At 39.2% G+C, this 23,452-nt stretch carries 29 protein-coding genes and 1 pseudogene; 24 read left to right on the top strand and 6 right to left on the bottom strand.

Features of this window, described 5'->3' with window-relative positions; genetic code table 11:
• Window positions 1-593 precede the first annotated feature (593 nt).
• Genes C6Y01_RS13020 through C6Y01_RS13010 form a run of 3 tightly spaced genes read left to right on the top strand, consistent with a single transcriptional unit; the run spans window position 594 to window position 3,505 of the window.
• Window positions 594-1,562 (top strand): alpha/beta hydrolase family protein, encoded by a 969-nt coding sequence (locus C6Y01_RS13020; RefSeq protein WP_106038287.1) that lies wholly within the window; start codon window positions 594-596, stop codon window positions 1,560-1,562.
• A 4-nt stretch (window positions 1,563-1,566) separates the two neighbouring features.
• The gene (locus C6Y01_RS13015; protein WP_106038286.1) at window positions 1,567-2,934 is read left to right on the top strand and encodes a sensor histidine kinase; all 1,368 of its coding nucleotides are present in this window, start codon (window positions 1,567-1,569) and stop codon (window positions 2,932-2,934) included.
• A 13-nt stretch (window positions 2,935-2,947) separates the two neighbouring features.
• Window positions 2,948-3,505: a response regulator transcription factor gene (locus C6Y01_RS13010; RefSeq protein WP_106038353.1), complete on the top strand. Its 558-nt coding sequence runs from the start codon at window positions 2,948-2,950 to the stop codon at window positions 3,503-3,505.
• Window positions 3,506-3,694: 189 nt separating this feature from the next.
• On the opposite strand, the gene C6Y01_RS13005 is transcribed toward C6Y01_RS13010, so the two are convergent.
• Window positions 3,695-3,985 carry a helix-turn-helix domain-containing protein gene (locus C6Y01_RS13005; RefSeq protein WP_106038285.1) on the bottom strand — a complete coding sequence of 97 codons (291 nt, stop codon included), beginning with the start codon at window positions 3,983-3,985 and terminating at the stop codon, window positions 3,695-3,697.
• A gap of 143 nt (window positions 3,986-4,128) precedes the next feature.
• Here C6Y01_RS13005 and C6Y01_RS13000 point away from each other — a divergent pair, with 143 nt between their 5' ends.
• The 7 genes from C6Y01_RS13000 (at window position 4,129) to C6Y01_RS12975 (ending at window position 7,624) form a co-directional block, all read left to right on the top strand.
• Window positions 4,129-4,269: a helix-turn-helix transcriptional regulator gene (locus C6Y01_RS13000; protein ID WP_240667843.1), complete on the top strand. Its 141-nt coding sequence runs from the start codon at window positions 4,129-4,131 to the stop codon at window positions 4,267-4,269.
• 20 nt (window positions 4,270-4,289) lie between these two features.
• The gene (locus C6Y01_RS12995) at window positions 4,290-4,577 is read left to right on the top strand and encodes a hypothetical protein (protein ID WP_106038284.1); all 288 of its coding nucleotides are present in this window, start codon (window positions 4,290-4,292) and stop codon (window positions 4,575-4,577) included.
• A gap of 358 nt (window positions 4,578-4,935) precedes the next feature.
• A complete protein-coding gene (locus C6Y01_RS18970) occupies window positions 4,936-5,076 on the top strand; it encodes a hypothetical protein (protein WP_164847182.1) in 141 nt (46 codons plus the stop codon).
• Window positions 5,077-5,272: 196 nt separating this feature from the next.
• A complete protein-coding gene (locus tag C6Y01_RS12990) occupies window positions 5,273-5,581 on the top strand; it encodes a hypothetical protein (RefSeq protein ID WP_106038283.1) in 309 nt (102 codons plus the stop codon).
• Window positions 5,582-5,988: 407 nt separating this feature from the next.
• Window positions 5,989-6,231 carry a hypothetical protein gene (locus tag C6Y01_RS12985; protein WP_106038282.1) on the top strand — a complete coding sequence of 81 codons (243 nt, stop codon included), beginning with the start codon at window positions 5,989-5,991 and terminating at the stop codon, window positions 6,229-6,231.
• Between the two features lie 15 nt (window positions 6,232-6,246).
• Window positions 6,247-6,477, top strand: coding sequence for a hypothetical protein (locus C6Y01_RS18835; RefSeq protein ID WP_189318703.1), 231 nt, complete (start codon window positions 6,247-6,249; stop codon window positions 6,475-6,477).
• Between the two features lie 481 nt (window positions 6,478-6,958).
• Complete coding sequence (locus tag C6Y01_RS12975) at window positions 6,959-7,624, top strand: restriction endonuclease (protein ID WP_127687226.1); 666 nt, start codon at window positions 6,959-6,961, stop codon at window positions 7,622-7,624.
• Between the two features lie 88 nt (window positions 7,625-7,712).
• Here the strand turns inward: C6Y01_RS12975 and C6Y01_RS12970 are convergent.
• A pseudogene (locus C6Y01_RS12970) lies at window positions 7,713-7,886 on the bottom strand (MFS transporter); the annotation flags it as partial.
• Between the two features lie 69 nt (window positions 7,887-7,955).
• Window positions 7,956-8,726, bottom strand: coding sequence for a hydrogen peroxide-dependent heme synthase (gene hemQ / locus C6Y01_RS12965; RefSeq protein ID WP_106038279.1), 771 nt, complete (start codon window positions 8,724-8,726; stop codon window positions 7,956-7,958).
• A 240-nt stretch (window positions 8,727-8,966) separates the two neighbouring features.
• Between hemQ and pta the strand changes: the two genes are divergently transcribed.
• The 8 genes from pta (at window position 8,967) to C6Y01_RS12920 (ending at window position 15,326) form a co-directional block, all read left to right on the top strand.
• Window positions 8,967-9,938: a phosphate acetyltransferase gene (pta, locus tag C6Y01_RS12960; RefSeq protein ID WP_034660357.1), complete on the top strand. Its 972-nt coding sequence runs from the start codon at window positions 8,967-8,969 to the stop codon at window positions 9,936-9,938.
• Window positions 9,939-10,124: 186 nt separating this feature from the next.
• Window positions 10,125-10,526: a YwqH-like family protein gene (locus tag C6Y01_RS12955; RefSeq protein ID WP_095285664.1), complete on the top strand. Its 402-nt coding sequence runs from the start codon at window positions 10,125-10,127 to the stop codon at window positions 10,524-10,526.
• 1 nt (window position 10,527) lies between these two features.
• On the top strand, window positions 10,528-10,806 hold the full coding sequence (locus tag C6Y01_RS12950; RefSeq protein ID WP_095285665.1) for a YwqI/YxiC family protein: 279 nt from the start codon (window positions 10,528-10,530) through the stop codon (window positions 10,804-10,806).
• Window positions 10,807-10,817: 11 nt separating this feature from the next.
• Window positions 10,818-12,605 (top strand): T7SS effector LXG polymorphic toxin, encoded by a 1,788-nt coding sequence (locus C6Y01_RS12945; protein ID WP_095285666.1) that lies wholly within the window; start codon window positions 10,818-10,820, stop codon window positions 12,603-12,605.
• An 8-nt stretch (window positions 12,606-12,613) separates the two neighbouring features.
• Entirely contained in the window at window positions 12,614-13,051 is a 438-nt protein-coding gene (locus C6Y01_RS12940; RefSeq protein WP_095285667.1) for an SMI1/KNR4 family protein, read from the top strand.
• Window positions 13,052-13,595: 544 nt separating this feature from the next.
• Window positions 13,596-13,991 carry an SMI1/KNR4 family protein gene (locus C6Y01_RS12930; RefSeq protein ID WP_095285668.1) on the top strand — a complete coding sequence of 132 codons (396 nt, stop codon included), beginning with the start codon at window positions 13,596-13,598 and terminating at the stop codon, window positions 13,989-13,991.
• Window positions 13,992-14,227: 236 nt separating this feature from the next.
• Complete coding sequence (lipL, locus tag C6Y01_RS12925) at window positions 14,228-15,073, top strand: octanoyl-[GcvH]:protein N-octanoyltransferase (RefSeq protein ID WP_034660343.1); 846 nt, start codon at window positions 14,228-14,230, stop codon at window positions 15,071-15,073.
• A 19-nt stretch (window positions 15,074-15,092) separates the two neighbouring features.
• Window positions 15,093-15,326 (top strand): DUF5970 family protein, encoded by a 234-nt coding sequence (locus C6Y01_RS12920; RefSeq protein ID WP_034660341.1) that lies wholly within the window; start codon window positions 15,093-15,095, stop codon window positions 15,324-15,326.
• A gap of 34 nt (window positions 15,327-15,360) precedes the next feature.
• Here C6Y01_RS12920 and C6Y01_RS12915 read toward each other — a convergent pair whose 3' ends face one another.
• Entirely contained in the window at window positions 15,361-16,161 is an 801-nt protein-coding gene (locus tag C6Y01_RS12915) for an RsfA family transcriptional regulator (protein WP_034660339.1), read from the bottom strand.
• Window positions 16,162-16,399: 238 nt separating this feature from the next.
• Here C6Y01_RS12915 and C6Y01_RS12910 point away from each other — a divergent pair, with 238 nt between their 5' ends.
• The 4 genes from C6Y01_RS12910 (at window position 16,400) to C6Y01_RS12895 (ending at window position 19,661) form a co-directional block, all read left to right on the top strand.
• Window positions 16,400-16,621, top strand: coding sequence for a YuzB family protein (locus tag C6Y01_RS12910; protein ID WP_003215259.1), 222 nt, complete (start codon window positions 16,400-16,402; stop codon window positions 16,619-16,621).
• A gap of 170 nt (window positions 16,622-16,791) precedes the next feature.
• Window positions 16,792-18,093, top strand: a complete 1,302-nt coding sequence (locus C6Y01_RS12905; protein WP_007497716.1) for an HD domain-containing protein — start codon at window positions 16,792-16,794, stop codon at window positions 18,091-18,093.
• Window positions 18,094-18,123: 30 nt separating this feature from the next.
• Complete coding sequence (locus C6Y01_RS12900; RefSeq protein WP_034660337.1) at window positions 18,124-18,624, top strand: YwgA family protein; 501 nt, start codon at window positions 18,124-18,126, stop codon at window positions 18,622-18,624.
• 224 nt (window positions 18,625-18,848) lie between these two features.
• Window positions 18,849-19,661, top strand: a complete 813-nt coding sequence (locus C6Y01_RS12895; RefSeq protein ID WP_034660335.1) for a zinc-dependent metalloprotease — start codon at window positions 18,849-18,851, stop codon at window positions 19,659-19,661.
• Window positions 19,662-19,709: 48 nt separating this feature from the next.
• Here C6Y01_RS12895 and C6Y01_RS12890 read toward each other — a convergent pair whose 3' ends face one another.
• Entirely contained in the window at window positions 19,710-19,895 is a 186-nt protein-coding gene (locus tag C6Y01_RS12890) for a 2-hydroxymuconate tautomerase (protein ID WP_012011601.1), read from the bottom strand.
• A 114-nt stretch (window positions 19,896-20,009) separates the two neighbouring features.
• On the opposite strand from C6Y01_RS12890, the gene C6Y01_RS12885 reads away from it, so the two are divergent.
• Both C6Y01_RS12885 and C6Y01_RS12880 read left to right on the top strand, forming a co-directional pair.
• Window positions 20,010-20,666, top strand: coding sequence for a site-2 protease family protein (locus C6Y01_RS12885; protein WP_223249931.1), 657 nt, complete (start codon window positions 20,010-20,012; stop codon window positions 20,664-20,666).
• Between the two features lie 12 nt (window positions 20,667-20,678).
• The gene (locus tag C6Y01_RS12880; RefSeq protein WP_034660332.1) at window positions 20,679-21,197 is read left to right on the top strand and encodes a YwhD family protein; all 519 of its coding nucleotides are present in this window, start codon (window positions 20,679-20,681) and stop codon (window positions 21,195-21,197) included.
• 125 nt (window positions 21,198-21,322) lie between these two features.
• Here C6Y01_RS12880 and C6Y01_RS12875 read toward each other — a convergent pair whose 3' ends face one another.
• Window positions 21,323-23,392: a transglycosylase domain-containing protein gene (locus C6Y01_RS12875; protein WP_034660331.1), complete on the bottom strand. Its 2,070-nt coding sequence runs from the start codon at window positions 23,390-23,392 to the stop codon at window positions 21,323-21,325.
• Window positions 23,393-23,452: the final 60 nt, after the last annotated feature.

Here is a 23,452-nt window from a genome sequence, read left to right as displayed (position 1 = left end):
GGACCTGACAACGAATGCGAGGATTTGTCTGCACGCTAAAAGGACCTAACTCAGGTCCTTTTTGTTCGTCTATCTGACTGATAGCTCATGATCGTGATGATGAGCCCAATGAAGGTTACAGCTGCAGCAAATAACGGTACAATCTGCAAGACTGTCAAGCGCTGCACCGCCGGCATTTCCGATATTAAAGGCAGAATGGCTGAGGGCATATATAGAAAATAAAATTCTGTATTACAAGATATCTTAAACAGACTAAATGTATTTATAAAAATGTGAATTGTTAATAAGGTATTATTGCTGATGTGAGTTTGTTGATTGTGGATTTATATTAATCTTTAAAATCTCTCAACCTATTGATATATATGCATCGATAAGGTTTTTTATGATTTCCCTTATATTTTTTGTCTTTTTATTTTTATTGTTTATCTTTATATTAATTGTTTCTTTAATATATCTTGTTTATTACACATCATTGGGTTACTAATTAGCTTTCATTCATCAATTTATTTATTTAATTTGTTTACAAAAAAATAACCTTTTTATGCTAAAATATTCGTAAAGTAATAATTTGAGATTAAAGGAGTTTAATTCTTTTGAAGCTTTTAAAAGTAATAGATTACGCAGCATTAATGGATATGCACAGAACAAGAAGCAAAGAAAGTCACTATAATAATTTACCTTTTGACGTAGGTAATAGGGATCATTTTTTTAGTGCTCAGCCAATTGATTTAGAATTTCACATCGATAACCATACAACAAACTTAAAAAGTGGGATATTTTCTTTTAATTCAAGCATCAGATCTGATGTAGATAAGAATGACAAGGTTTCTGGGGAAGTGTTTTTGCGTAAAGAGTCTAAGCACAAGCCCAATGTAATCTTCGTACATGGATGGCGCATGGATTCATACGACAGAATTAAGAAGATTTATCACGATAAAATCGTTAAAAATTATGATTGGAATATGTATTACTACACGCTGCCTTATCATTTCGATAGGGAACCACAAAATTCAACATATTCTGGTGAACACATGATTAGCGCCAATATAAGTCGAACAGTGCAATCCTCCCAGCAAGCTATTGTTGAACTTAGAGGGCTGATTAAATGGATCAAGGAAAACGAAGGTGGAGAAATAATAGTAATTGGCATTAGTTTAGGAGGGTGGCTAACAAACTTATTAGCAACAGTCGAGAAAGACGTGAATATTGTTGTATCAGCTTTTTATGCGAATAATATTGCGCATTCCATCTGGAACACTCTTCCTGGGAAGTATATACGAAGAGATCTGGAGGAACATGGAACAACGTATGAAGAACTCGACAAAGCTTGGGATATTATGAACCCTAGTAAAGCAAAACTTCTCGTAGACAAAGAAAATGTACTCTTAATATCAGGAAAATATGACATGTATATCGACATAAACGATGCTGATACTCTGTGGAATAGCTGGAATCAACCTAAAAGGCACGTATACAGTTGTGGGCATGCTGGAATTGTTCTATCTAGAAATAGAATAGCAGCTGACACAATTCAATTTATTGAAAGTAGGCTAAAGAAATAAAATGATGTTCATTCTAACTGCATTGTTGTGGGCCATGAGTTTAGTTTTGTTTCTTACTTATCCTGAAAATGAAAAAACAAGATGGGGCAGTTTTATTGGTTTTTTTGGGGGATTTGGTGGTTTAAGTGTAATTTTATCTTATTACTTGGATGGTTCATCTAGCCAGCTACAGCTGATCCACTACATTACATCATCGATTGGACACTATGGAACAGCATATGCAATCATGATTTTCGGCCTTGTGTTTTCAGAAATAATCACAAGTAAAAAGCAAAGTTTCATTTGGAAAATAATTTTGTTCATACCCGTAATCATTATGCAAATTTACTTTACGGAATTCCCTCTATGGCAAACACATCATGTAGTTCTTTCATTATGGGTCGTACCATACGTCTTTATTTCTTTAGGATTGATGGTTTATGCAGCATATACAGAAAAGAGTATAACAAGCAAAAGACAAAAAATTTATACTTGTCTAGTTGTTGTACCAACACTCTTATTCGCGGTATTCACCAATATAATTTTAGAAGCCTTTGGAATATTCGGTGTATGGATGCTAAACCCTTGGGTAATAGCTATTGCTTTTGTACTATTTGTTTATTTTATAATTAAATATGGCTTCCTGGGAGTACAAATAAAGTTTGAAAAACAAAGAAGGGACTTAACTATGAAGGCAGTAACATCTGGTACTGCCTTATTAAATCATTCAATAAAAAATGAAGTAGCAAAAATAGATCTTCTTGCAAATGACCTCAAAGAGTCAAAATTTGGGGAAAATCAGGAATCAGTTGATATGATTCTTAAATCAGCCAATCACTTGTTTGAGTTGTCGAGCCGTATTCAAAGTAAACTTGATATTATGGAATTAAAGGAAACAGAATTTAATATTATAGATCTTGTTAATTCAAGTGTTGAACTACTTCAGCCACAGATCAGCACTGTACAATTAAAGAAATTATTTGAAGTGGATGCGAATATCTATGCAGATCCTATTCACTTGCAAGAAACGTTATTAAATTTAATGAAAAACGCGATGGAAGCAATGGAGGATAATAAGCAGATAAAGATCAGAGTCTACCAGGTGCGTCGTAAATTACATATTGATGTCGCTGATAATGGAAAGGGTGTTAATAAAGAAATGCAGGCCAAAATGTTAGACCCGTTTTTCTCTACAAAAAAGAAGGTTGGAAATTTTGGTCTTGGCTTAACATATTGTTATAACGTCATGACAAAACACAACGGCAGCATAAAAGTAAATAGCCAACTAGGAGAGGGAACAACTATAACCTTAACTATTCCTAGAAACAGAGTTATCAACTTAAAATCAAGTTCAAGTTCGAAAAAAGAAATTGTTGGTGAAAGCTATGGATAATAGGATCAAGGTAATGATTGTTGAGGATGATCCAGTGTGGATGAAGGGTATTAGCGACTTAATTTCGAAAGAAAAAGATATGGTTGTTGTAAAAAAAGCTCTCACAAAAAGTGAAGCCTTGCAGCTGGAGAATCATGAAGTTGATATTATACTTATGGATTTAACTTTATCTGAAGATGAGGAATTAGGCGGTTTAGATTTATCAAAAGAGTTGGTTGAAAGAGGTTTCCAGAAGATCATCATGCTTACTTCCTGGGAAGAGCCTGCAATCATTCTAGAATCATTTGATCAAGGGGCCATGAATTACATTAACAAGTCATCGTACAAAGATATCCCAAAATTTATTAGAGAAGCTTTTATAGATAAGGTTACATTAAATGCTGATGTTTCAAGCCTGTTAATTAATGAACTGCGTATAGAGAGAAAAGCTAGCATATTAACTCCGGCCGAAAGAGAGGTTTATAAATTAAAAGAAAAAGGGTTAACAAGAGGGCAGATCGCAGAACATTTGTTTAAATCGGTCGAAACAATAAAAAAACAGTTGAAGACGATAAAGAAGAAACTTAAATAAAAGGGGGGGTATAAAATTAACCCTCCCTTTTTGTTTTATCATCTTGTAAAGTAATATTCGTAATCGAATTTAAAAATCCCCTCAATAAGTCACGTTCCTTATCACTTAATTCGTTGAAGGATTGTATGAGGGGGGCAATATTATTCATAAGTGAAAGAACATTAGTTGAAAAAATTGATTGGATAAACTCTATTTCGCCACCTGACATTTGATTAAGTACATGAATAAGCTTCCATTTTTCTGGGCACTATCATCAACTTCAGGGAAGAGAGATTTAGGCAGAACTCCATACAATGGAATATTTAAAGCTTTGCCAATTTTAATCAGTGTCTCGATGTTTGGTGAGGAAGTCCCCCTTTCAATTTTACTTATAGAGGATTGGGAGACTCCTGAAAGGCTAGAGAGTTCAGTAGATGATATCTTTAACGCTTGCCTGCGTTTGAGAATATTTCTTCCTATTTCATTTCGTAATTCGTTCATAAGATCCACACACACCAATGCTTGTTTTTATTTAATGATAGCAGAAAAAGGTAAGATATTTTAATTTCAACTTTAAGGAGGTGAAAACAATAAAGAACATCGTTAAAGAAAAGAGAAAAGAAAAAGGGTGGACCCAGTTTCAGTTGGCAGCAGTATCCGGGGTTTCGCAAGCAACCATCTCTAAGATTGAGAATGGAGACTATAATAAATCCTCTCTTGCTGTGATGATGAAAATTACGCAAACATTAGGAATAAAGACAGAGGATTTAACAGAAAATTTATAAACGGTGGTGCAACATCAAATATGAGACAGGCGCAAAAAATGTCAGAAGAAAAAATGGTAAGATTTGAATTTGTTAATCTTGCTAATACAGTGACGATTAAGACCTTTAATAAAGAGATTTATGTTCTAAAATCAAGTTTATTTGTTCAAAATGTCCATAATAATCAAATCTTAAGATTTCATGAAATTTATTATGATATAAGAACAGTAAGAACAATTGAAGGCAAAGTTCTTGCTAAACGCAAGAATAGAAATAGTGAACTGGTTAAGGTTGGCAGGTCAAGATCAGTTAGTTATAGAGCAAGTTAAACTGTAATGATTATTAAAATGTTCCTTGAAAAAAAAATTATGCGTGGTGCTTGGTCGAAGATCACCAACCAAGTTAACTATACGACTAATCTAGTTAGTGGGGAGAAGCTTAAAATCCACTTGTGATACAATTCGTGACTGAGGTTTTCTATTTATGATAGGAAATCCAAGGTTGTTGGTACATGCCAAAAACCAACATTATAAAAAGAGATAATACGAATAAATATGGAAGTTACATTTCTTGTACCATATCATGTATTTTAAGTTGGTTTCCATATTTAATTGTAGCATCTAGAGTCTTTTATTACGGCATTCATTCTTAGAAAAAAATGACGATACTATAAAAGGGGATTTTACAATGAAAAAGAAAATTATTGCTGGCATTGCAGTAGCGACTATTGCTGTAACCGGTTTCGGTGGAGTTTATATATACAATAAACAAGCTGAAGCAAAAGAATCTAATCATTTTAATGAAGCTATTGCTGCTGTACGTAACTAAACAAAAATTTGAATGAAAAGAATTTATTGGCTGATAAAGGGAAAACAGAGTTAGTCAGCGACAAAACGGCAAAAAAATCTTTACTTGCTGATATAGAGCAAGCAGAGAAAAAATTAATTTCTCAAAAGAATTAAATAAAGTATCAAGCAAAAAGGGTGTTCTTAAATCAAGTGAAACAAAGAAACAAATTAGTTCCTTGGAAAAAGCACTTGCAGCTATCAATGATAAGAATTTTGTAAAGAAAGAAACTAAATTCTTAAAGAGCCTATCAGAACAGCAAAAAGTTCTCGGAAAATCAAATAAAGCATTAAAAGCTGGAGTGAAATCTCAAAAGGATATTGATCTTGCTAAAAAGGAGATCAGCAAAATTAAAAATCCAGAATTAAAGAAAGAAATGCAAAAGAAACTAGTGAAACTTGAAAAAAATTATGTCAAAACAAAAACTAAAGTTGAACAGAAAAACATTGTGACTAGCAATGAGAAAAGTAAATCAAGGCGTTACTAGTAAAACCGAAGAACAAACTCCTAGCAGCAATAAGAAAGTCCAAAATGGATACAGTTCAAATAAATCTAATAATAATTCCAATGTTTCTAGATCACTTAAACCAAACTATTCCAACAAGAAAAATAACAATATTAGTTCTGGTTCAACTACCCCAAAGAAGTCTTATGTAAAAAAAGAGACTCCAAAAAAAATCGCCTAATAATTCTACCTCTAACGGTAAAAGAACTGGTGGTGGCAATATTAAAAATAATGGTGGTAACGGTGAATCTGGGAAAACGTATAACGAGTACACTTACGGTGAAGGTGAACTTGACGTGACATGGGATGAACTAAATAAATAGCAAGAAAAAAGAGTATTTCTTAAAAAGGAATACTCTTTTTTTATTAAAAAGGGTGAGGATACGTATATGAAATTATTATTAAGGCGTTTATTGATTGTTTTAAGTTTAATTGTTATTGCTTCTTTAATGCTTACCACAAATGATAATCCAACCACTAATTATACAGCCAAGGGGATAGAAACATTTGGGGTTAATAATGAGGGCTATTTAGAAATGGATGGGAAAGTATTGTACATGTTAGTCAATGGAAAAAGGGAGAAGGCTTCGTTTGAAAAATTGATTAATCATGGTGAAAAAATCAAGAATTAGTTTTTGAAGAACAGATTGAAAGTAAAGCATTTGAACTGTCATTTTTATTCAATCTTTTCAAGAAAAATACTGCGTATGCAGCTGCACCAAAAATTGTATATAAAGGGGCTATTAGATGATGAAGAGAAGAAAACATTGAAACGTGCTGAAGGAATCGGTACGGTGGCAACGCGCGATTCTATCATTGAGCTACTAATCAAACGTGGTTACATTGAACGTAAAGATAACAAGTTAATTTCAACGTAGCTGGGTAGAACATTAATTCAAATGATGCCGGATGATTATCTTCTTACTAATGTGCATGCAACAGCATATCTAGAGTCATTGCTGTCGGAAGTTGAAGCATGCAAAATGACGAAAGAAGACTTTTACATGGAATTGAGGCCTTTTATCAATAAAACTTGTTCTGACATTAAGAACAACATTAAGACAATAAATGTTGAACGAGAAGTAATAGCAACTTGTAAACAGTGCGGAAAACTTATTCTTGAAAATTCTAAGGCTTATAGTTTTTGTTTAAAAACAACTTGGAGAAATTGGGGGATAAAAAAGTCACGCCAAAGGAAACGGCCAAATTACTCAATGAAACTAAAGTCAAGCAAGGGTAAAGCTTGGAGCCAATCGATGGTCTATAGCTTTGAAAATAAAAGAGTGGAATTTGCTTAGCAAAGATAGCCTCCTATTTAGGAGGTTTTTTCTTTCTTTACAATAGGAGGAGTCAATTTTGGTGAGGACAAATATCTTATTGAAACTACCTAACACCTGGAATGTCTTGTTTATTGTATTTGCCGTAATCGTAATGATAGGTGTTTGTTATCTTGTTGCAAGCTTTCTTTCAAAAAACAAAAACAAGAGCAAATTCGTAAAGTCTAGCATTAAGGATATTGACTATATGGATGGTTTTCAGTTTGAGCAATACCTCGCATATATGTTTAGGGCTAATGATTATAAGGTTCAGGTGACACCTGAAAGGAAGGATTTTGGGGCTGATCTCATCATAAAAAAATCAGGCACAAAGATCGTAGTGCAAGCAAAGCGTCAAAAAGCTAAGGTCGGTATAAAAGCGATTCAAGAAATAGTGGCCGCCAAAAATCACTATAAGGCTGAAGAGTCCTGGGTGATCACGAACAACTTTTATACAAAAGATGCGCGAGAACTGGCTGAAAGCAATGATGTTAAGCTTTTGGATAGATACAAACTCATTGAACTAATGACAGCACTCAATTTATCAGTAAGCATGACAGCTGGTGAATTCAAACAGAAAGTAAAGGCAAAGCCGATCAAGTGTGTTTGTGGAGCTCAAATGGTCCGTAAAAAAAATAGACATTCTGGCCGTTCGTTTTATGGTTGCACAACGTATCCCAAATGCTCACATACAAAGCCAATCCTGTGAATTTTCTTTCTGACTTCATGAGTATCAATGTCTGTTGCTATTCAAATGAAAACCCCATCTTTACGAGAAGGGGGGATTAACCCATGTGGCCGCCAACTGCGACACCAAGTGCGTATCCGGTAATCAGCTGACCTGAAGCAGAAATAGATACATGGAGATCATTTGCGACGTTTGGCAAAAGTCCCATAATGACAAATTCAGTCATGCCAATCGAAAACGCACCGAGCGTTAAAGCAAAAATAGCGATGGGGAAGTTTTTCATGATGTGATCACCTTTCTAAAAAAAAATACATAAAAAGGCTTCGGAAAGATCCGAAGCCTTAAGAGTTTATCATACATGAAAATAAGACGCCAGCTGCTCGTTTGCTAATCGGTTTCCGACAAAGAAGGAACCAAATTCGCCGTAGCGTGCACTGACTTCATCAAAGCGCATTTCATAAACCAATTTTTTAAATTGAAGCACATCGTCAGCGAAAAGAGTGACGCCCCACTCATAATCATCAAAACCGACGGAGCCTGTAATGATCTGCTTTACTTTCCCAGCATAACTGCGGCCAATTAAGCCGTGGCTTCTCATGAGTGATTTACGCTCATCCATGGAGAGCATGTACCAGTTGTCATTGCCAGAACGTCTTTTATCCATTGGATAGAAGCACACGTATTGAGAAGAAGGGAGCTCTGGGTATAGACGCGCACGTACATGCGGGTTCTCGTAAGGATCTCCGCCATCTCCGCCTCCAGCTAAGTAGTTGCTGAGTTCCACAACTGAAACGTACGAATAAGCTGGGATTGTAAACTCTGCTAGTCGTGTTTTATTGAATTCAAGTTCAATTTCACCCAGTTCTTCCATGGTTGGACGCAAAATCATGAGCATAATATCTGCTTTTTGGCCGACAATACTATAGATTGTTTGGCTTCCAGCCATATCGTGCTCAGCTGTTTTCCATTTTTCTAATAGACCTGTGAACTCATGAAGAATCGCTTGGCGCTCATCACTTGTCAGCAGCTTCCAAGCTGTCCAGTCAAAGGTTCTAAAATCATGCAGTGCATACCAGCCGTCTAGTGTTTGAGCTGCTTCATTGGTTGTATGTTGTTCGCTCATTTATTTCACTCCTATTTACAGTTTTCCATCTGTTCCAACTATAACATAGTTTGTCCAAATGAAGATGTGATCAAAACTTGAACGACGAAAACAGCTATTATGGAAATTGATTAAATTAGTTTGAAAAATAAGAATTTAATTTGTAAGCGCTATAATGTAAGTTGGTAGTTTGAATTTATGTAGAAGAAGAGTATGCTTAAAAGAGAACGCTTTTTTTGTAAAATCAAGGAGGGTATATAAGTGGCAGATATTTTTTCAACAGTTCAGGAAAAGGTTGCAGGTAAAGGAGTAAAGATAGTTTTTCCTGAGGGAATGGACGAACGCATTCTAACAGCCGTTCAAAAACTAGCAGATGGCAAAGTATTGCAGCCAATTGTTGTAGGTAAAAAACAAGAAGTTGAAGCAAAAGCAAAAGAATTAGGTCTTACACTTGATGGTGTTGACGTGTATGATCCTCATACATATGAAGGTTTTGAAGAGCTTGTACAAGCTTTCGTAGAAAGACGTAAAGGCAAAGCAACAGAAGAGCAGGCAAGAAAAGCATTACTAGATGAAAACTACTTCGGTACAATGCTTGTGTACAAAGGTCTTGCAGACGGACTTGTGAGCGGTGCAGCACACTCAACTGCTGACACAGTGCGCCCAGCACTTCAAATCATTAAAACAAAAGAAGGCGTAAAGAAAACATCTGGCGTCTTCATCATGGCTCGCGGCGAAGAGCAATATGTGTTTGCTGATTGTGCGATCAACATTGCACCAGACAGCCAAGATCTAGCTGAAATTGCGATCGAAAGTGCAAACACAGCCAAAATGTTTGACATCGAACCACGTGTGGCAATGCTTAGCTTCTCTACAAAAGGCTCAGCAAAATCAGACGAAACAGAAAAAGTATCTGAAGCAGTTCGTATTGCAAAAGAAAAGGCACCTGAGCTTGTACTTGATGGAGAATTCCAATTCGATGCAGCTTTCGTTCCTTCAGTAGCAGCGAAAAAAGCGCCAGATTCCGTCATCAAAGGTGATGCGAGCGTATTTGTTTTCCCTAGCCTCGAAGCTGGAAACATCGGCTACAAAATTGCACAGCGCTTAGGTAACTTTGAAGCTGTAGGTCCAATCTTACAAGGCTTAAACCAGCCAGTAAACGATCTTTCAAGAGGCTGTAATGCCGAAGACGTTTACAACCTTGCGCTTATCACAGCAGCTCAAGCACGATAATAGTAACGATCAAAAAAGCTAGTTTCGTTTTCACACGAAGCTAGCTTTTTTTTCGCGTGTGAAATAGGTATAAAAACCCAATACCTATGATTCATTTTTTAGTGAATTCGTTTTCAATCATATGCCTCTTGTGCTAGGAAATGGTAACATAACGGAGGACTATTTGAGGAATAGAGGTGTTTGACGGTGTCTGGAGCTATCATCGGTTATACAACAACCTTGTATTCGTTAAAGGCAGACATATCCATAAAAAAAGAACAAATCATAGAACTGAGCATATGTCGAAAAGAAGTGAAAGAGGCAAAAATGGCCTTGTCAGATGCGAGCAAGAACATCACGCGTCCAGACCTTACTTCACATACATGGTTTGGCCACTTGGCAGATACGTTTGATAGCCTTAGGGAAGAGATGAAATCGGTTAGTCAAGAGATAAAGGATGCACAGCTCACCAATCTATTGAATCGAATTGATGAAAAAATCAATGACTTGACAGCAGATATCCATTCATTAGAACGTGATATTCATACAGTTGAAAGAAAGATAGAAAAAGAGAAGCAAAAACAACTGGAAGAAAAACGAGGAAAATAAAATGAGCAAAGAAATTAAAATAGATGCCAGTGAGGCGAAAAAAGCATTAAAAAATGTAAAACAAGCAGGCGCTCATGTCCATTCAACACTTCCAAAAACTATCAAAGGGAAAAATGAGCTCTCCACCACAGAACAGATAGAAAAGATCAACCAGCAATTGAATGAACTAAGTACATCCTATATAGAGATACTTCAGAAACAGCTTGTACAAACAGAACAAGCCGTTAGCACCATGATTGAAACGGACAAATCGCTTGCTTCTAGTCATAAAAGAAAATAAAGGAGAACGGAATGAAAACCCTTGACGCCTTTGCGCTAATCAATGGAATTGACCAAACACTGAATTCGTTAAAGCAGCAATCACAAAACATCAGCTCACTAGAAAAACAAATCGACCACATCATCTCACTTGATGATGCACTAAAGGGAGAGGCAGGGCAAGCCATTCGAGCATTTTATACAGAATGCCATATTCCTTTCTTGCAATTCTTTCAGGTTGTCATTGAGGAATACAGTTCTGCGCTCAAAAAAACAAAGCAGGCACTTCATGCCCTTGAATCAAATCAACACGGTTTTATTTCACAAACATTTATTGAACACGAACTTGATTCAGGTTTAAAAAAAGCGGAGCGAGCGATTTCTGACATCGTATCAGATGTAAGCCAGGCGATCGGCAGGGTCAGTCATATCGTTCACTTGCCTCATGTAGACGAGTCTGCGTTTCAACAGAGCTCTCAAAAAGCGTGGCTTGAGACATCCAGAACCATTGGACTGCTCCATGCCTTTGACAGAGAACAAACAAGTGCTATGAATGAAACAACAAGTGCATTGCAAACAATGAAACAATACATAAACACCTTAAGCACCATGTTCACCGGCCCAAAAATCGAGATCACCAGCTATCAAAAGGGATCTATTTTCAAAGACACAAAAGAAGAAAAAGTAAGAAGCACGATCAGTGGATTGAATGACAAAATAGACAACCCGAAAGACAATCCGATGATGATCATGCTGAAGAAATTGGGTGAGAAAGAACAGGCAAATGTGAGGACGGTGGTTCATAGAGACACCCTCCGAAACGTCAACAAGCAAGTCAAAGCAAACGATCCATGGCTTACGACATTACAAAAAGAAGTTGTGAGCGGGAAAAGTAAGATTCTTAGAGACATCAGGGTTGTAAATGGTAAACTATATAACGTAAAAGGCATCAAAAAGCTAAAAGAATTCGACATCGCTGATGAAGTAATCACAGATCCGTCGGACATTGATTTTATAGGCGGGAGATACACCGTTTATGCCAATAAACAAATCATTCGAACGTATATCGCAAACGACGAAGTAAGAATAGAAGAAGTCGACAACATCCCAGAAAGCCGCAGCCACGGAAATGCCAAACGCATACTAGACGGTGAAGTCGTCTCAACCGCCGAAAACATCATTTTAGAATACAGCGGCATCTATGACGGATACCGAGCGGTTATTGGTAAAGACCCAGAAACTAGCGAAAATATTAGTAGCACAGATCAAGCCCTATCCGCAGCCTCTATCATCCCATTTATGAAAATCATTAAAGGCGGGAAATATGTCTTTAAGATTGATCAAGGGAAGAATGTGGTAAAGAGGGTTGAGAAGACTGCTAAAGGTGCGGGTGAACTTAATAAGGATTTAGCAAAAGCTTATCTTAGGGATATAGAGGCTAAAACTGGACGTAAGGTTAATAAAGATCAAATTCATCTTATTAAAGAAGCCTTAAGAAACAAAAACTATGAAAAATTGACACCAAAAGAGACTGCTAAGCATAGAAGCAAATTTACATCGAGCTTGAAAGATAAATTAATTGCAGAGTGGGAAGAAAAAACCAAACAAAAGTGGCCAAGATATACAGAAGAAGTACTTGATAAGAATGGAGAGGTTGCTCGGAGGGTTGGTCAACCGTATGATGCTCATCATATCATAGAGAACAACTTTGGTGGCGCCCATGAGTGGTGGAATATTCATCCGGCTAAATATCCTAACGAACATCAATCAGGGATACATGGAAAGGGAGCTCCATCAGGTAAACTATTTCCAAGGAGGTAAAATAGCATATGGCTAATTTTAAATTTATTAATGAACTAGAAAATAAAACTTATAAGGTATCTGAAGATGACATTTTAAAAGCTGAACAAAGAATGGACATAAGTTTTCCAAATGATTTAAGACAATTATATTTAGAAATTGGCTATGGTTTTATTAAAGGTCAAAGTGCTAACTCAATAAATAGAATTATGGGGCCAGGGACAGTAGCAGATATTAGATTAAGAGAAGGTGTTTTTGAATTTGATCCAGATTTAGATGGACTTTTTGATGATGAAAATAAACTTATTTTTTTTGAAGTAAACGAAGGTATTTATATTTCATTAGATTTAAAATTAGTTAATAATCCAGTATATTATTTTGATACTCAAATAGCTGAATCGTTAGAGGATTTTTTCAAAAAGTTTCTCAATAATAATGAATATTATCTAGATTTAATTGAGGATTAGACTTAATCGGAATAAATAGTGAAAATCAATTGACCTTGAATGGCTATGACTTGCTTTTCAAGGTTTTTTACTTTATTTTAATCAACTACTTTACGCGAATAATATCATTTTGCATGGCAATAAATAAAGAACTGTTGTCATAGATAGAACTGCTGTCTATTGTTCTAGAAAAAGGTAAAATAGGTCTGATATCTAGAGGAATAAGGAAATATCAAGTTTTGTAGTAGGTAGTAAAACAGGGAAAGGAATGCATATGGAACATAAACAACACAAAAACAAAAAAACATTTAACTGGCTATTAAGTATCAGGTTTTCTTCTTGTCATTGGGACAGCTTTGATGAGAGGAGTTTCATTCTCAGATGCCGAATATCGAGGTTTCCCCATTGATTGGCTAGTTCTACACTCACATCATGCCTTTGAATTTCTGTGGTTAGGTTTTATACTCGATGTGGCTATTTTCTATTTCATATTAAAGTTGCTCCTTCGGATGTATAAAAGTGTCATGAAAAAATTAGCTGCTTAAAATATAGGAGGCTTTCAAAAATGATCAATCTATTTCAAATCCAAAATCTGAACATGAAAGAGCCAGCAAGTGAGATACATATCAAAGAGGCAGAAGCTGAACTAAATTTGATTTTCCCCTATGTCTATAAGACCTTACTAAAACAATCAAATGGATGTTCCATTGGAGGCGACCTGCTTCTATACGGAACTGAGGACATAGTGGAACGCAATGCAACGTGGGAAGTTCATCATTATGCCAGCTGCTATGTAGCCATTGGTGACGATGGCGGCGGGCAAGTATTTCTTATGCGGCAGGAAGAAGAGGAGAAAACAGTGTGGATTGTCGATGCTGGTGTGATAGACCCTCAGCATGCGGAATTGGTGGCTGAAGACTTGTTGAGTTGGGTCAGTGAGGGCTGTTACATAGAAGTTTAGTCTATTAAGGAGATGATCGATTTGCCGTGGAACACATTGATCGCTGCATGCCTCGTGGTTGGGATTCCTGTCGTTTTGATTGCAGCTGTTTATTTCATCGCAAAAAGGAAGAACAAGAAAACCAAAGCATCCAGTTGAAAAACTCTGTGACGTTCCTTGTCATAGAGCTTTTTTCTCTCTCATTCTCCCCCCATGTTATAATAAACACAGTTTATGAACGAGAGGATATGCAGGACATGAAAAATGAACCTATTGAGTTACTGACACAGCCGAAATGGCGAATCATAGATCAATCGAGCCTCGGTCTTTATGTGGACCCGAAGCAATCCTTTGCGATGGATGATACGCTTTGTGCGTCGGTTGGTAAGGGTCTCTCACCAGCGACAGCGCGTTCTTGGGTACATCACAATACGATTGTGCTTGGGATTCAGGATACAAGACTTCCATTTCTGCAAGATGGCGTGAAACTGCTTGAGGAAGAGGGCTATCGCGTCATTGTACGCAATTCAGGCGGCCTTGCTGTGGTGCTGGATGAAGGTGTCTTGAATGTGTCATTAATCTTTGCAGAACAAAAGAAGGGCATTGATATTGACCGCGGGTATGATGCGATGGTGGAATTGGTCCGCCGGATGCTGTCTAAGTATGAGGTGGACATTGAAGCTTATGAGATTGTCGGCTCTTATTGTCCGGGCAGTTATGATCTAAGCATCAATGGAAAGAAATTTGCAGGCATTTCTCAGCGTAGATTACGCGGTGGAGTCGCTGTGCAAATTTATTTGTGTGCAGATGGAAGCGGGCGGGAACGTGCCGACTTGATCCGCCGTTTTTATGACGCCGCCTTAAAAGACAAACGAGAAGAAGTGAAGGCCGTATTTCCTGATATACAGCCAGATACGATGGCGTCTTTATCAGAATTAACTGGAGAACCAATTGATTGCGCGCTTCTTATGCGTCTTTTACTAGAAGAGCTTCAAAAGCTCAGTGATCAGCTGACAGCGTCAGGACTGAACGCAGAAGAACAACTGGAATTTGAGAAAAACATGACGCGGATGATTGAGCGGAATGAAAAGGTGTTTTCGTAAAAAGAAAGGAAGGGTTCTGGTGAAATCCAAAAACGGCGGTTACCTCTATTTACTATGGCTTCCTGTCATCATGGGAGCCGGCTACGGCATTTCGCTTTTGGTGCCGTTTCTTCAGCCTGTACTGACACTTGGCATCGCAGGTCTTTATCTTTTTATATTTGGTGATTTTCAGGTGAGACAAGTCAGGTATATTTTTATGTTCGTCTTTTTGATTAATGTCCTTTTTAGTGTGATGCTATTTTTGGGCATTTAAAAAAGTGCTTCCCGCAGATGGGGAGCACTTTTTGTTATTCTGCCATTTTTTCGAGGTTGCCGTTCCGGTCCATTTTAAAGGTTGGAGCGGCAGTGTCGTCCTCTTCAAACAAAACTAGTTTTCTTGCACGGTTCATGATTTTGACAAGTGTTTCATAATCTTCTTGAATGGTGAGCTGATCCTTTTCAAGCTTTTTCACTTCCGCTTCTAGCTGTGTGACTTTATGTGAAAGTTCGTTGTTTTCTCGTTTTAACCGGCTGTTTTCCATGCGTAAGGCAGACGATTGCTGGCCATCACCTTCATAGCGGCGCAAGAAATCAATGACATCTTCGATGGTTAAATCCTGTTGCTGCCTAAAAGGATTGGCTTCTGGCTTTTTCTCTACGACATGAGAAGCTTGTGACAATAAATGTGATAAACTAGCTAACTCTTCATTGTAGCTTTGATCCACAAACTGAAGCTGCTCGGCTGTTTCAGATGCTGGTGCAAACGTTTCTTCCTGCGCTGGTTCCAGCTCCTGTGAGAATTCCTCTTGCGTGACCGTTTCTTCTACTTGCGGCTGATAGAGTAATCGTTTCTTTGCAGGCTGGCCATTGCCGAGTGCGCGCATCCGTTGTTTTCGCTGCTTTTTGGCAAGGGCTAACGCTTTTTCATATTGATGCCTCACAACAGCATTCCATCTAAAACCGCATGCCGCTGAGGTACGGTTCAGCTTGTCTCCTACTTCTTCAAACGCATTCAGCTGTGTGCTGCCCTCTCTGACGTGACGTAAGACGGTTTCTGCCAAAAGGAGATCATCTTCCTCTGACCAAGCATCTTGTCTTTGTTTTGACATGTTTAAACCCCCATATGATTTGATGGTATTAGATTAGCCAAGTTCAAGAAAGTTTATACAAGTTTGCTAAAAGGATAGTGGAAAATACTAGCTTTTATGTAAGCGCGTATCGGCGGTTACAATGCGTCTTGCAAGTCCAGCCGCTTCGATGTACAATGTTGGGTGGTATATTATGACTCTTGGTTGTCCAACTGTTTCATATAGAATGAAGTTCATCATTGAAAGGAAGCGTAAGACCATGGCTAATGAGTTTCGCGTATGTGACGATTGTGATGCGACGAACCTAAAGACGTTGCTGCCTCGACTCAAATCGGTTGACCCTGATGCAAAAATTGAGATTGGCTGTCAATCCTATTGTGGTCCAGGACGAAAAAAGGCTTTTGCGTTTGTAAACAATCGCCCATTATCCGCACCAACAGAAGATGAGTTACTCGAAAAGGTTCAAAAAAAAGTCAAATAAATGTCACTGAATGTGTTCAGTCGACCTAAAAAGAGGTCCGTCCCTGTCAGGTCGGGCTTTTTACGTCCGTGCAATCTTTGAGAACACATTCACCAGCAAATTCAAGGATGTTTTCGGGGAAAGTTACCCGATATAATAGAAACACGTCTTAAAAAAAGAGGGACGAAACGATGGCGTATCCAAAAGGGAAATTATCTGAGGAAAAGGTATTTAAAGATCCTGTGCACCGTTATGTTCACGTACGGGACGCATTAATATGGGATTTAATAGGAACAAGAGAATTTCAGCGCCTGCGACGAATTAAACAGCTAGGAACCACTTACTTGACGTTTCATGGTGCAGAACACAGCCGTTTCAATCATTCACTCGGTGTATACGAGATTGTGAGACGGATTGTGGATGATGTATTCAAAGGTCGGCCGGAATGGGATGAGGGAGAACGCGAGCTGGTACTGAGTGCAGCCTTGCTTCATGACCTCGGACATGGTCCATTTTCTCATTCCTTTGAAAAGGTCTTCCACTTAGACCATGAATCGTTTACAAGAGATATTATTTTAGGGCAAACCGAAGTCAATGAAGTGCTTCGCCGGGTTAGTGATGATTTCCCGAAGCATGTGGCAGAAGTGATTGCCAAAACGTATCAAAACAAGCAGGTGGTCAGTTTGATCTCAAGTCAAATTGATGCCGACCGTATGGACTATTTGCAGCGTGATGCCTACTATACAGGCGTCAGCTACGGCCATTTTGATATGGAACGTATTTTGCGCGTGATGCGTCCGAGAGAAGATCAGATTGTGATGAAGCAGAGCGGGATGCATGCGGTCGAGGATTATATTATGAGCCGCTATCAAATGTACTGGCAAGTTTATTTCCACCCAGTGACACGCAGTGCGGAAGTCATTTTAACGAAAATTCTCCATCGTGCAAAAGAGCTGCATGAAACGGGCTATATTTTCACACATGCCCCTGTTCATTTTTATTCGATCTTTGAGGGGAATGTCACCACAGAGGACTATATTAAGCTGGATGAATCCATTGTCTTATTTTATTTTCAGGCGTGGGAAGACGAAGAAGATCACGTGCTGGCTGATTTGTGCCGCCGTTTTATGAACCGCCGATTGTTCCAATATACAGAGTTTAATCCGAATGAAGAAATGACGAAATATTTCAAGCTGACCGCCTTGTTCAAGGAGGCAGGCATTGATCCTGACTATTATTTAGTCGTCGACTCTTCCTCTGACTTGCCCTACGACTTCTACAGACCAGGGGAGGAAGAAGAGAGACTGCCGATCCACCTTTTGACGCAAAGTGGTCATATTAAAGAGCTGTCGAGACAGTCAGATATTGTTGACGCCATTTCCGGTAAACGAAGAACCGATCATAAACTTTATTTCCCGATGGACTTAATTGTAGATATGTCGGAAAAAGCTGAAGAAAAGAAGGCGATCATGAAGCTGCTTGGATTGGGATAAGGAAGTACTGAAAAAGGAGATGTCGGGAATTTGTTGAAAGAGCATGCAAAGTTGATGAAGGTATTCTCTGAATCAGGGGAAATCGTTGGACGGAAGAAGCTGCAAAAGATGATTTACATAGCAAAAAAGCTAGATTTGCCTTTTTATGAGAAATACGATTTTCATTTTTATGGCCCCTATTCAGAGGAGTTGACACTCAGAATTGAAGAGCTGTGCAACCTTGGATTCTTGGACGAAATGAAGGAAAAAAAGGGCGGATACTATCAATATCGCTATTCGCTGACGGACAATGGGAAAGAGTTTCTCGATCAGTGTGAAGTGGACATGCCTGACCTCAAAGTACTGACGCAGCAGATGAACGAGCAGTCGTCTCGTTTCCTAGAGCTCGTCTCCACAATTTTATACTTTGATGACCTGCCAGAAGATGAGGTAAAGGAAAAGGTCTTCACTATTAAAAGCAAGCAGCGCTATACGGACGAAGAATTTGAGGATGCTCTTGCTTATATTGAACAATTGAAGGAATTGAACTAGTTTCGCAAAAGCCCAGCATTTAGGGCTTTTTTTGTTTTGTAAGACCCAGACCAAAAGCGCTATTTTCCGATGAAATGTGTGCTGAAATATCCGAAAAATTAGTGAATATGACGTATTTCGACTTTTTTTCTGTGTATCCAATTCCCTGTTTTTGACTGAATAGAAGGAAAATGGTGAATTTTCAGTGAATATATAACCTTGTGAAAATCAAAGGAGGGATAGGAATGAAAAAGCGTTCAGTCTTTTTGTCATTTTTATTGGTAGGTAGTTTGTTACCGGGAGTAAGTTCAGCTTCAGCACCAGTCGCGAGTGCTGGTCATGGGCATGATCATGGTCATGCGCCGTTCGAAACACATATTAGTGAGGGGTTGCCAAAGGCAAACGATTTTAAAGATTTGACGAAAGCACCTCCAATTGAACGAGATGTGAAAACAAAGGTATTAGATGAGTCTGGTAAGCAGGTAGGCTCTAGAACCTTTAAGGCGAATACAGGAGATTCTATTTCAACAAAGGCAAGTACAGGCAGTCAGAAAGTAACGGTCTATGCTGTAGCAGATGCGCAGTATCGTGCGAAATATAGTGACTGGCAGACGCGGATTGTCAGCATCATTGAGCAAGCGGACGTGACCTTTAACCGTGATCATGATGTGGACTTTGTCGTACAAGCCGTAGGATCTTGGACGTCTTCAGGATCAAATGCAGAGCAAATTTTATCTAACCTTTCGCGCAGCTTTGATGGCAGAGGATACGATTTTGTCACTGGATTTACAGCAAATCCAAACTTTGATGCGGGCGGAATCGCTTATGTATACAATAGTGCACCGAGCGGAAGTGCATTCGCTGTTAACCTTGATCAAGGAACAGCGAACACCGCAAAAGCGGCTACGCATGAATACGGTCATAACTTTGGCTTACCGCATGACCCTCAAGGCAGCGGCATTGTCTGCTTAATGAACTATGATTATTCCTACACAGTCGATTTCTTTGATGCGGCTCATAAAAATCAAGTGAACCGTAACAAAGCGTGGTACAGATAAAATAAGAGACAAAAGGACAAACACCTATGTGCTTGTCCTTTTTTATGCTTACAGGTCGCTGATGCGTTTTCCTGCTACGGCATAGTGTTCTTTTTTCATTTCTTCAATAATGACAGAGACTTTTTCTGCACCTGCGCCTGTTGTTTCAACAACAGCATCAGTGACTTTCTCCACAAGAGCTCTTTTCTGCTCGTCTGTTCTTCCTTCTAGCATTTGAACGGTGACAATCGGCAATGCGAAAACCTCCTTTTTCCTTTTCGTGCTACGCTTCCCTTTAGTTTAAGGGACTTCTTATAGTATACTGAATGGAGTAAATCATTGTATAGAAAGAAAGAGGGATTCATGCCTTTGGACCAATTTCTTGTGTATCCATTAGAACTTATTCCATATGTCGCTATTACGCTTGTTGTTGCATTTACGATGCACGAGCTGGCGCATGCATATGTTGCGTATCGTTTCGGAGACCCGACAGCTAAGAACCAAGGGAGACTCACGTTAAATCCACTGAAGCATCTCGATATATTCGGGACGATTTTAATCTTTGTCGCCGGGTTTGGATGGGCGAGACCTGTACCGGTGAATCGTTATCATTTTAAAAAACCGCGCTTAGCAGGAATCTGTGTCTCGATTGCTGGCCCTTTAAGTAACTTGGTGTTGGCGTTTCTAGGCTTTTTCGTGTACGTGCTTCTTCAGAAATTTGGCGGGGAGACGCTCATGCGCTTTGAGCCGGGGGTCGATTATTTCTTCCGAATCTTTATTAACTTAAACGTCATTTTGTTCCTATTTAACTTATTGCCAATTCCACCGCTGGATGGGTATCGTATTATTGAGGACGTCGTCAGCCCTCGTATCCGGGCGAAAATGACGCAATTCGAACAATATGGGATCATTATTTTTCTGATATTCGTGATTACGCCGCTAGGACAATTTATTTTTGGTCCATTGATCGGAATGCGGGATCAAATCATTCAATGGTTTGGACTTATTTTGAAGCCGCTGCTTTAGGAGGTTTAATGAATGGAAGGTAAAAAGAAGAAACCAATTGGTTTTAATATCATTAAAAAAACAGATGCAACCGACGGACACGGAGGCTTTGGAGCGGGTGCGCTCAGCCTAGATAACATTTCGCCAGTGATCATTGACGTAGAGGAAAAGGAAGCGGTCATTGATATTGGTGCAATGCATGCGAGAAGTGCCGTGGAAAAAGGGATTAAATTCTTGAAAAGCAAAGAAGAGGTACCGAACGGAAAGCCGTATTGGCTCGTATGGGTAACCATTGACCGCAGAGAAGATGGCCCTTATTATGCGGGTGTGACGGCTTGTGAAATGACCGTCGACCGTTCAATCCGCCGCGGGTATAAGTCGCTTCCAGAGCATGTGAATTTAATGGATAAATCGATGAAGCGAAAAATCGTCGTCAGTCATATGGATGACGTATCGAAAAAGGTGCTGGCTGATTTCTTGAAGAGTCATAATAAAGCACTATGGGAAGCATCCACAGATGAATTAAAAGAAGGATTGTCTGTCTCTGAATAATTGTGAAATTTTTGTGAAGAATGGCGGATCGCTACCAATTCCAGCTGTTTTTTGAGTAAACTGGTGTTAAAGCTAGGACATGGAGAATCCCGAGATGCAGATCTCGGGGTTTTTCATGTCCTTTTTTAACGTTTCAGCCACTTTTCCCACCATTTCTTTGGTTTTTGATCTTGAACCGGATCTTGTTCAGAGGCTTTGTCCTCAGCACCGTAGCAGACACCTGTCGGCTCCGTTCCTTCTATAAAATAGGTGAATACCTTTGATTCACATCCTGGGCCTGCGAGATCGCCGGTTTTTGGATTGATATACACACCTTTTACACCGTCTGGCGGCATGAAGGAGGAGGCTGGCTGCTTCGAGAGGGCTGATTCCATAAAGGATGCCCATATCTTTTTTGCATAGGCTGTTTCTTCGACCGAGTCAATGGTGCGCCCTTTATCATAGCCCGTCCACACACCCGCGACGAGCTGGGGAGAGAAGCCGATCATCCAGCTGTCGGCTCCTGTCGTTCCCGATTTTCCTCCGTATGTTCGCGTTAGATCCTTCATAATGGTGCGGCCAGTGACACTCGTATAGCCGTTTAACTGATCATTGAACATTCCTGACATCATATCGGTGGTAATAAATGCTGCTTTTTCATCTAGGACTTGCTCTCGTTTTTGTTTTTCTTCATAAAGCACGTTGCCTTTTGCGTCCGTTACTTTCGTAATAAAGGTTGGTTTGACGCGTTTTCCGCCGTTGACCAGCATGGCGTAAGCATTGGTCATTTCAATTGGTTTGACAGGGGACGTGCCAAGGGCAAGTGATGGCACTTGATCTAGTTTTTCGTTGATTCCAAATGTTTTGCCAGCACGTACAAGCTGCTCCATTCCTAAAAATAGATGGGTTTTCACGGCATAAATATTATCAGACAGCGCCAAGGCTTGAAGCATGGTAATGCCGTCATTGGCGTAATAGCCATGATAATTGCTTGGTGAATAAGCAGCACCGCTTCCTTGATCATCGAGCTCAAAAACCGTTTCTTCACTGCGCATGACGGTTGCTGGTGTAAACCCATTCTGCAAGGCAATGTAATAGAGGAGAGGTTTCATTGTTGAACCGGGCTGTCTTTTCGCTTGTGTCACCCGATTGAATGGACTTTTCTCATAATCTCTTCCCCCGATGAGGGCGAGTACATGACCTGTTTGGGGATGGATAGCGGTAAAGCCGATTTGGATGTCTGATTTCGAATACATCGTGTTTTTTAACGTCTTCTCTGCGATTTTCTGTAACTCTGGATTTAAAGTCGTTTGGATATGAAGTCCATAGGTTTCAATCTGTTCCTCAGTTAACCCCAAGCTTTGTTTCAACTCACGAATCACATCATCATAAAAATACGGGGCTTGCTTTGCTTGCAGCTGCTTCTGCTGCAAAGGGCGATAGGACAGTTTTTCTTTCGAAGCTTCAGCGGCTGCCTTTTTCGTAATCATGCCGTCATCTTGCATTTGCCTCAGAATCATATTCTTTCTTGCACCGGCTTTCTCTTCATTCACATAAGGCGAATAGAGAGAAGGGCCCTTTGGGATACCGGCAAGTAAGGCAGATTCGGCGAGGGTCAAATTCTTCGCTTTTTTCCCGAAATACAGACGGGACGCCGCTTCCACGCCATACGCTCCGTGACCATAATAAATGGTGTTCAAGTATCCTTCTAAAATCTCATCTTTTGTATAGTTTTGCTCTAAGCGGATCGTGTAAAAGGCTTCATTCCACTTCCGCTTCCACGTTTTATCATGATCTAAATACAGGTTTCGTGCATATTGCTGGGTGATCGTGCTGGCTCCTTGTACCTTAGCCATGGCACGAATATCAGCCACTGCAGCACCCGCCATCCGTTTCACATCAAAACCATGATGCTCATAAAAGGTTTTATCCTCTACAGCTACAGCTGCCTGCCTGATATGAGGGGACATGTCCTTTAATGGCACCCAATATCTCTTTTCTCCAAAGTTGGATTCTCCAAGCTTTGAACCATCGGCTGCATAAATGGTCGTGGATTGGGGAACTTGAACGGAAGGGGCACCTTGCCATTTGGCAAGTAAAAGAATCGTCAAAAAGACAGTGCCTGCAAATAGAAAAGCGAGCAAGCCGATAAAAAAACAGGCTCGAATCGTTTTCACGGTCATGCGGATTTTTTTATTACTCATGATTGTGTCCATGCAAAGCCCCCATTTTGACGGTTTTTTATCAGTATGGAACAAAGAAAACCGTTTTAAACA

The sequence above is a fragment of the Bacillus sp. NMCC46 genome, assembly GCF_002998465.1.
Classification (GTDB): domain Bacteria; phylum Bacillota; class Bacilli; order Bacillales; family Bacillaceae; genus Bacillus.
The sequence above is the reverse complement of the archived record's forward strand: the minus strand, read 5'-3'. Positions and strand labels throughout refer to the sequence as shown.

Excerpts from the sequence above, each read along its gene's own strand:
- C6Y01_RS13015 (WP_106038286.1), top strand. The coding sequence starts at position 1,567 with ATGTTCATTCTAACTGCATTGTTGTGGGCCATGAGTTTAGTTTTGTTT.
- C6Y01_RS13010 (WP_106038353.1), top strand. The coding sequence starts at position 2,948 with ATGATTGTTGAGGATGATCCAGTGTGGATGAAGGGTATTAGCGACTTA.
- C6Y01_RS13005 (WP_106038285.1), bottom strand. The coding sequence starts at position 3,985 with ATGAACGAATTACGAAATGAAATAGGAAGAAATATTCTCAAACGCAGG.
- C6Y01_RS12995 (WP_106038284.1), top strand. The coding sequence starts at position 4,290 with ATGAGACAGGCGCAAAAAATGTCAGAAGAAAAAATGGTAAGATTTGAA.
- C6Y01_RS18970 (WP_164847182.1), top strand. The coding sequence starts at position 4,936 with ATGAAAAAGAAAATTATTGCTGGCATTGCAGTAGCGACTATTGCTGTA.
- C6Y01_RS12985 (WP_106038282.1), top strand. The coding sequence starts at position 5,989 with ATGAAATTATTATTAAGGCGTTTATTGATTGTTTTAAGTTTAATTGTT.
- hemQ (WP_106038279.1), bottom strand. The coding sequence starts at position 8,726 with ATGAGCGAACAACATACAACCAATGAAGCAGCTCAAACACTAGACGGC.
- C6Y01_RS12950 (WP_095285665.1), top strand. The coding sequence starts at position 10,528 with ATGAGCAAAGAAATTAAAATAGATGCCAGTGAGGCGAAAAAAGCATTA.
- C6Y01_RS12945 (WP_095285666.1), top strand. The coding sequence starts at position 10,818 with ATGAAAACCCTTGACGCCTTTGCGCTAATCAATGGAATTGACCAAACA.
- C6Y01_RS12940 (WP_095285667.1), top strand. The coding sequence starts at position 12,614 with ATGGCTAATTTTAAATTTATTAATGAACTAGAAAATAAAACTTATAAG.
- C6Y01_RS12930 (WP_095285668.1), top strand. The coding sequence starts at position 13,596 with ATGATCAATCTATTTCAAATCCAAAATCTGAACATGAAAGAGCCAGCA.
- lipL (WP_034660343.1), top strand. The coding sequence starts at position 14,228 with ATGAAAAATGAACCTATTGAGTTACTGACACAGCCGAAATGGCGAATC.
- C6Y01_RS12915 (WP_034660339.1), bottom strand. The coding sequence starts at position 16,161 with ATGTCAAAACAAAGACAAGATGCTTGGTCAGAGGAAGATGATCTCCTT.
- C6Y01_RS12910 (WP_003215259.1), top strand. The coding sequence starts at position 16,400 with ATGGCTAATGAGTTTCGCGTATGTGACGATTGTGATGCGACGAACCTA.
- C6Y01_RS12905 (WP_007497716.1), top strand. The coding sequence starts at position 16,792 with ATGGCGTATCCAAAAGGGAAATTATCTGAGGAAAAGGTATTTAAAGAT.
- C6Y01_RS12895 (WP_034660335.1), top strand. The coding sequence starts at position 18,849 with ATGAAAAAGCGTTCAGTCTTTTTGTCATTTTTATTGGTAGGTAGTTTG.
- C6Y01_RS12880 (WP_034660332.1), top strand. The coding sequence starts at position 20,679 with ATGGAAGGTAAAAAGAAGAAACCAATTGGTTTTAATATCATTAAAAAA.
- C6Y01_RS12875 (WP_034660331.1), bottom strand. The coding sequence starts at position 23,392 with ATGGACACAATCATGAGTAATAAAAAAATCCGCATGACCGTGAAAACG.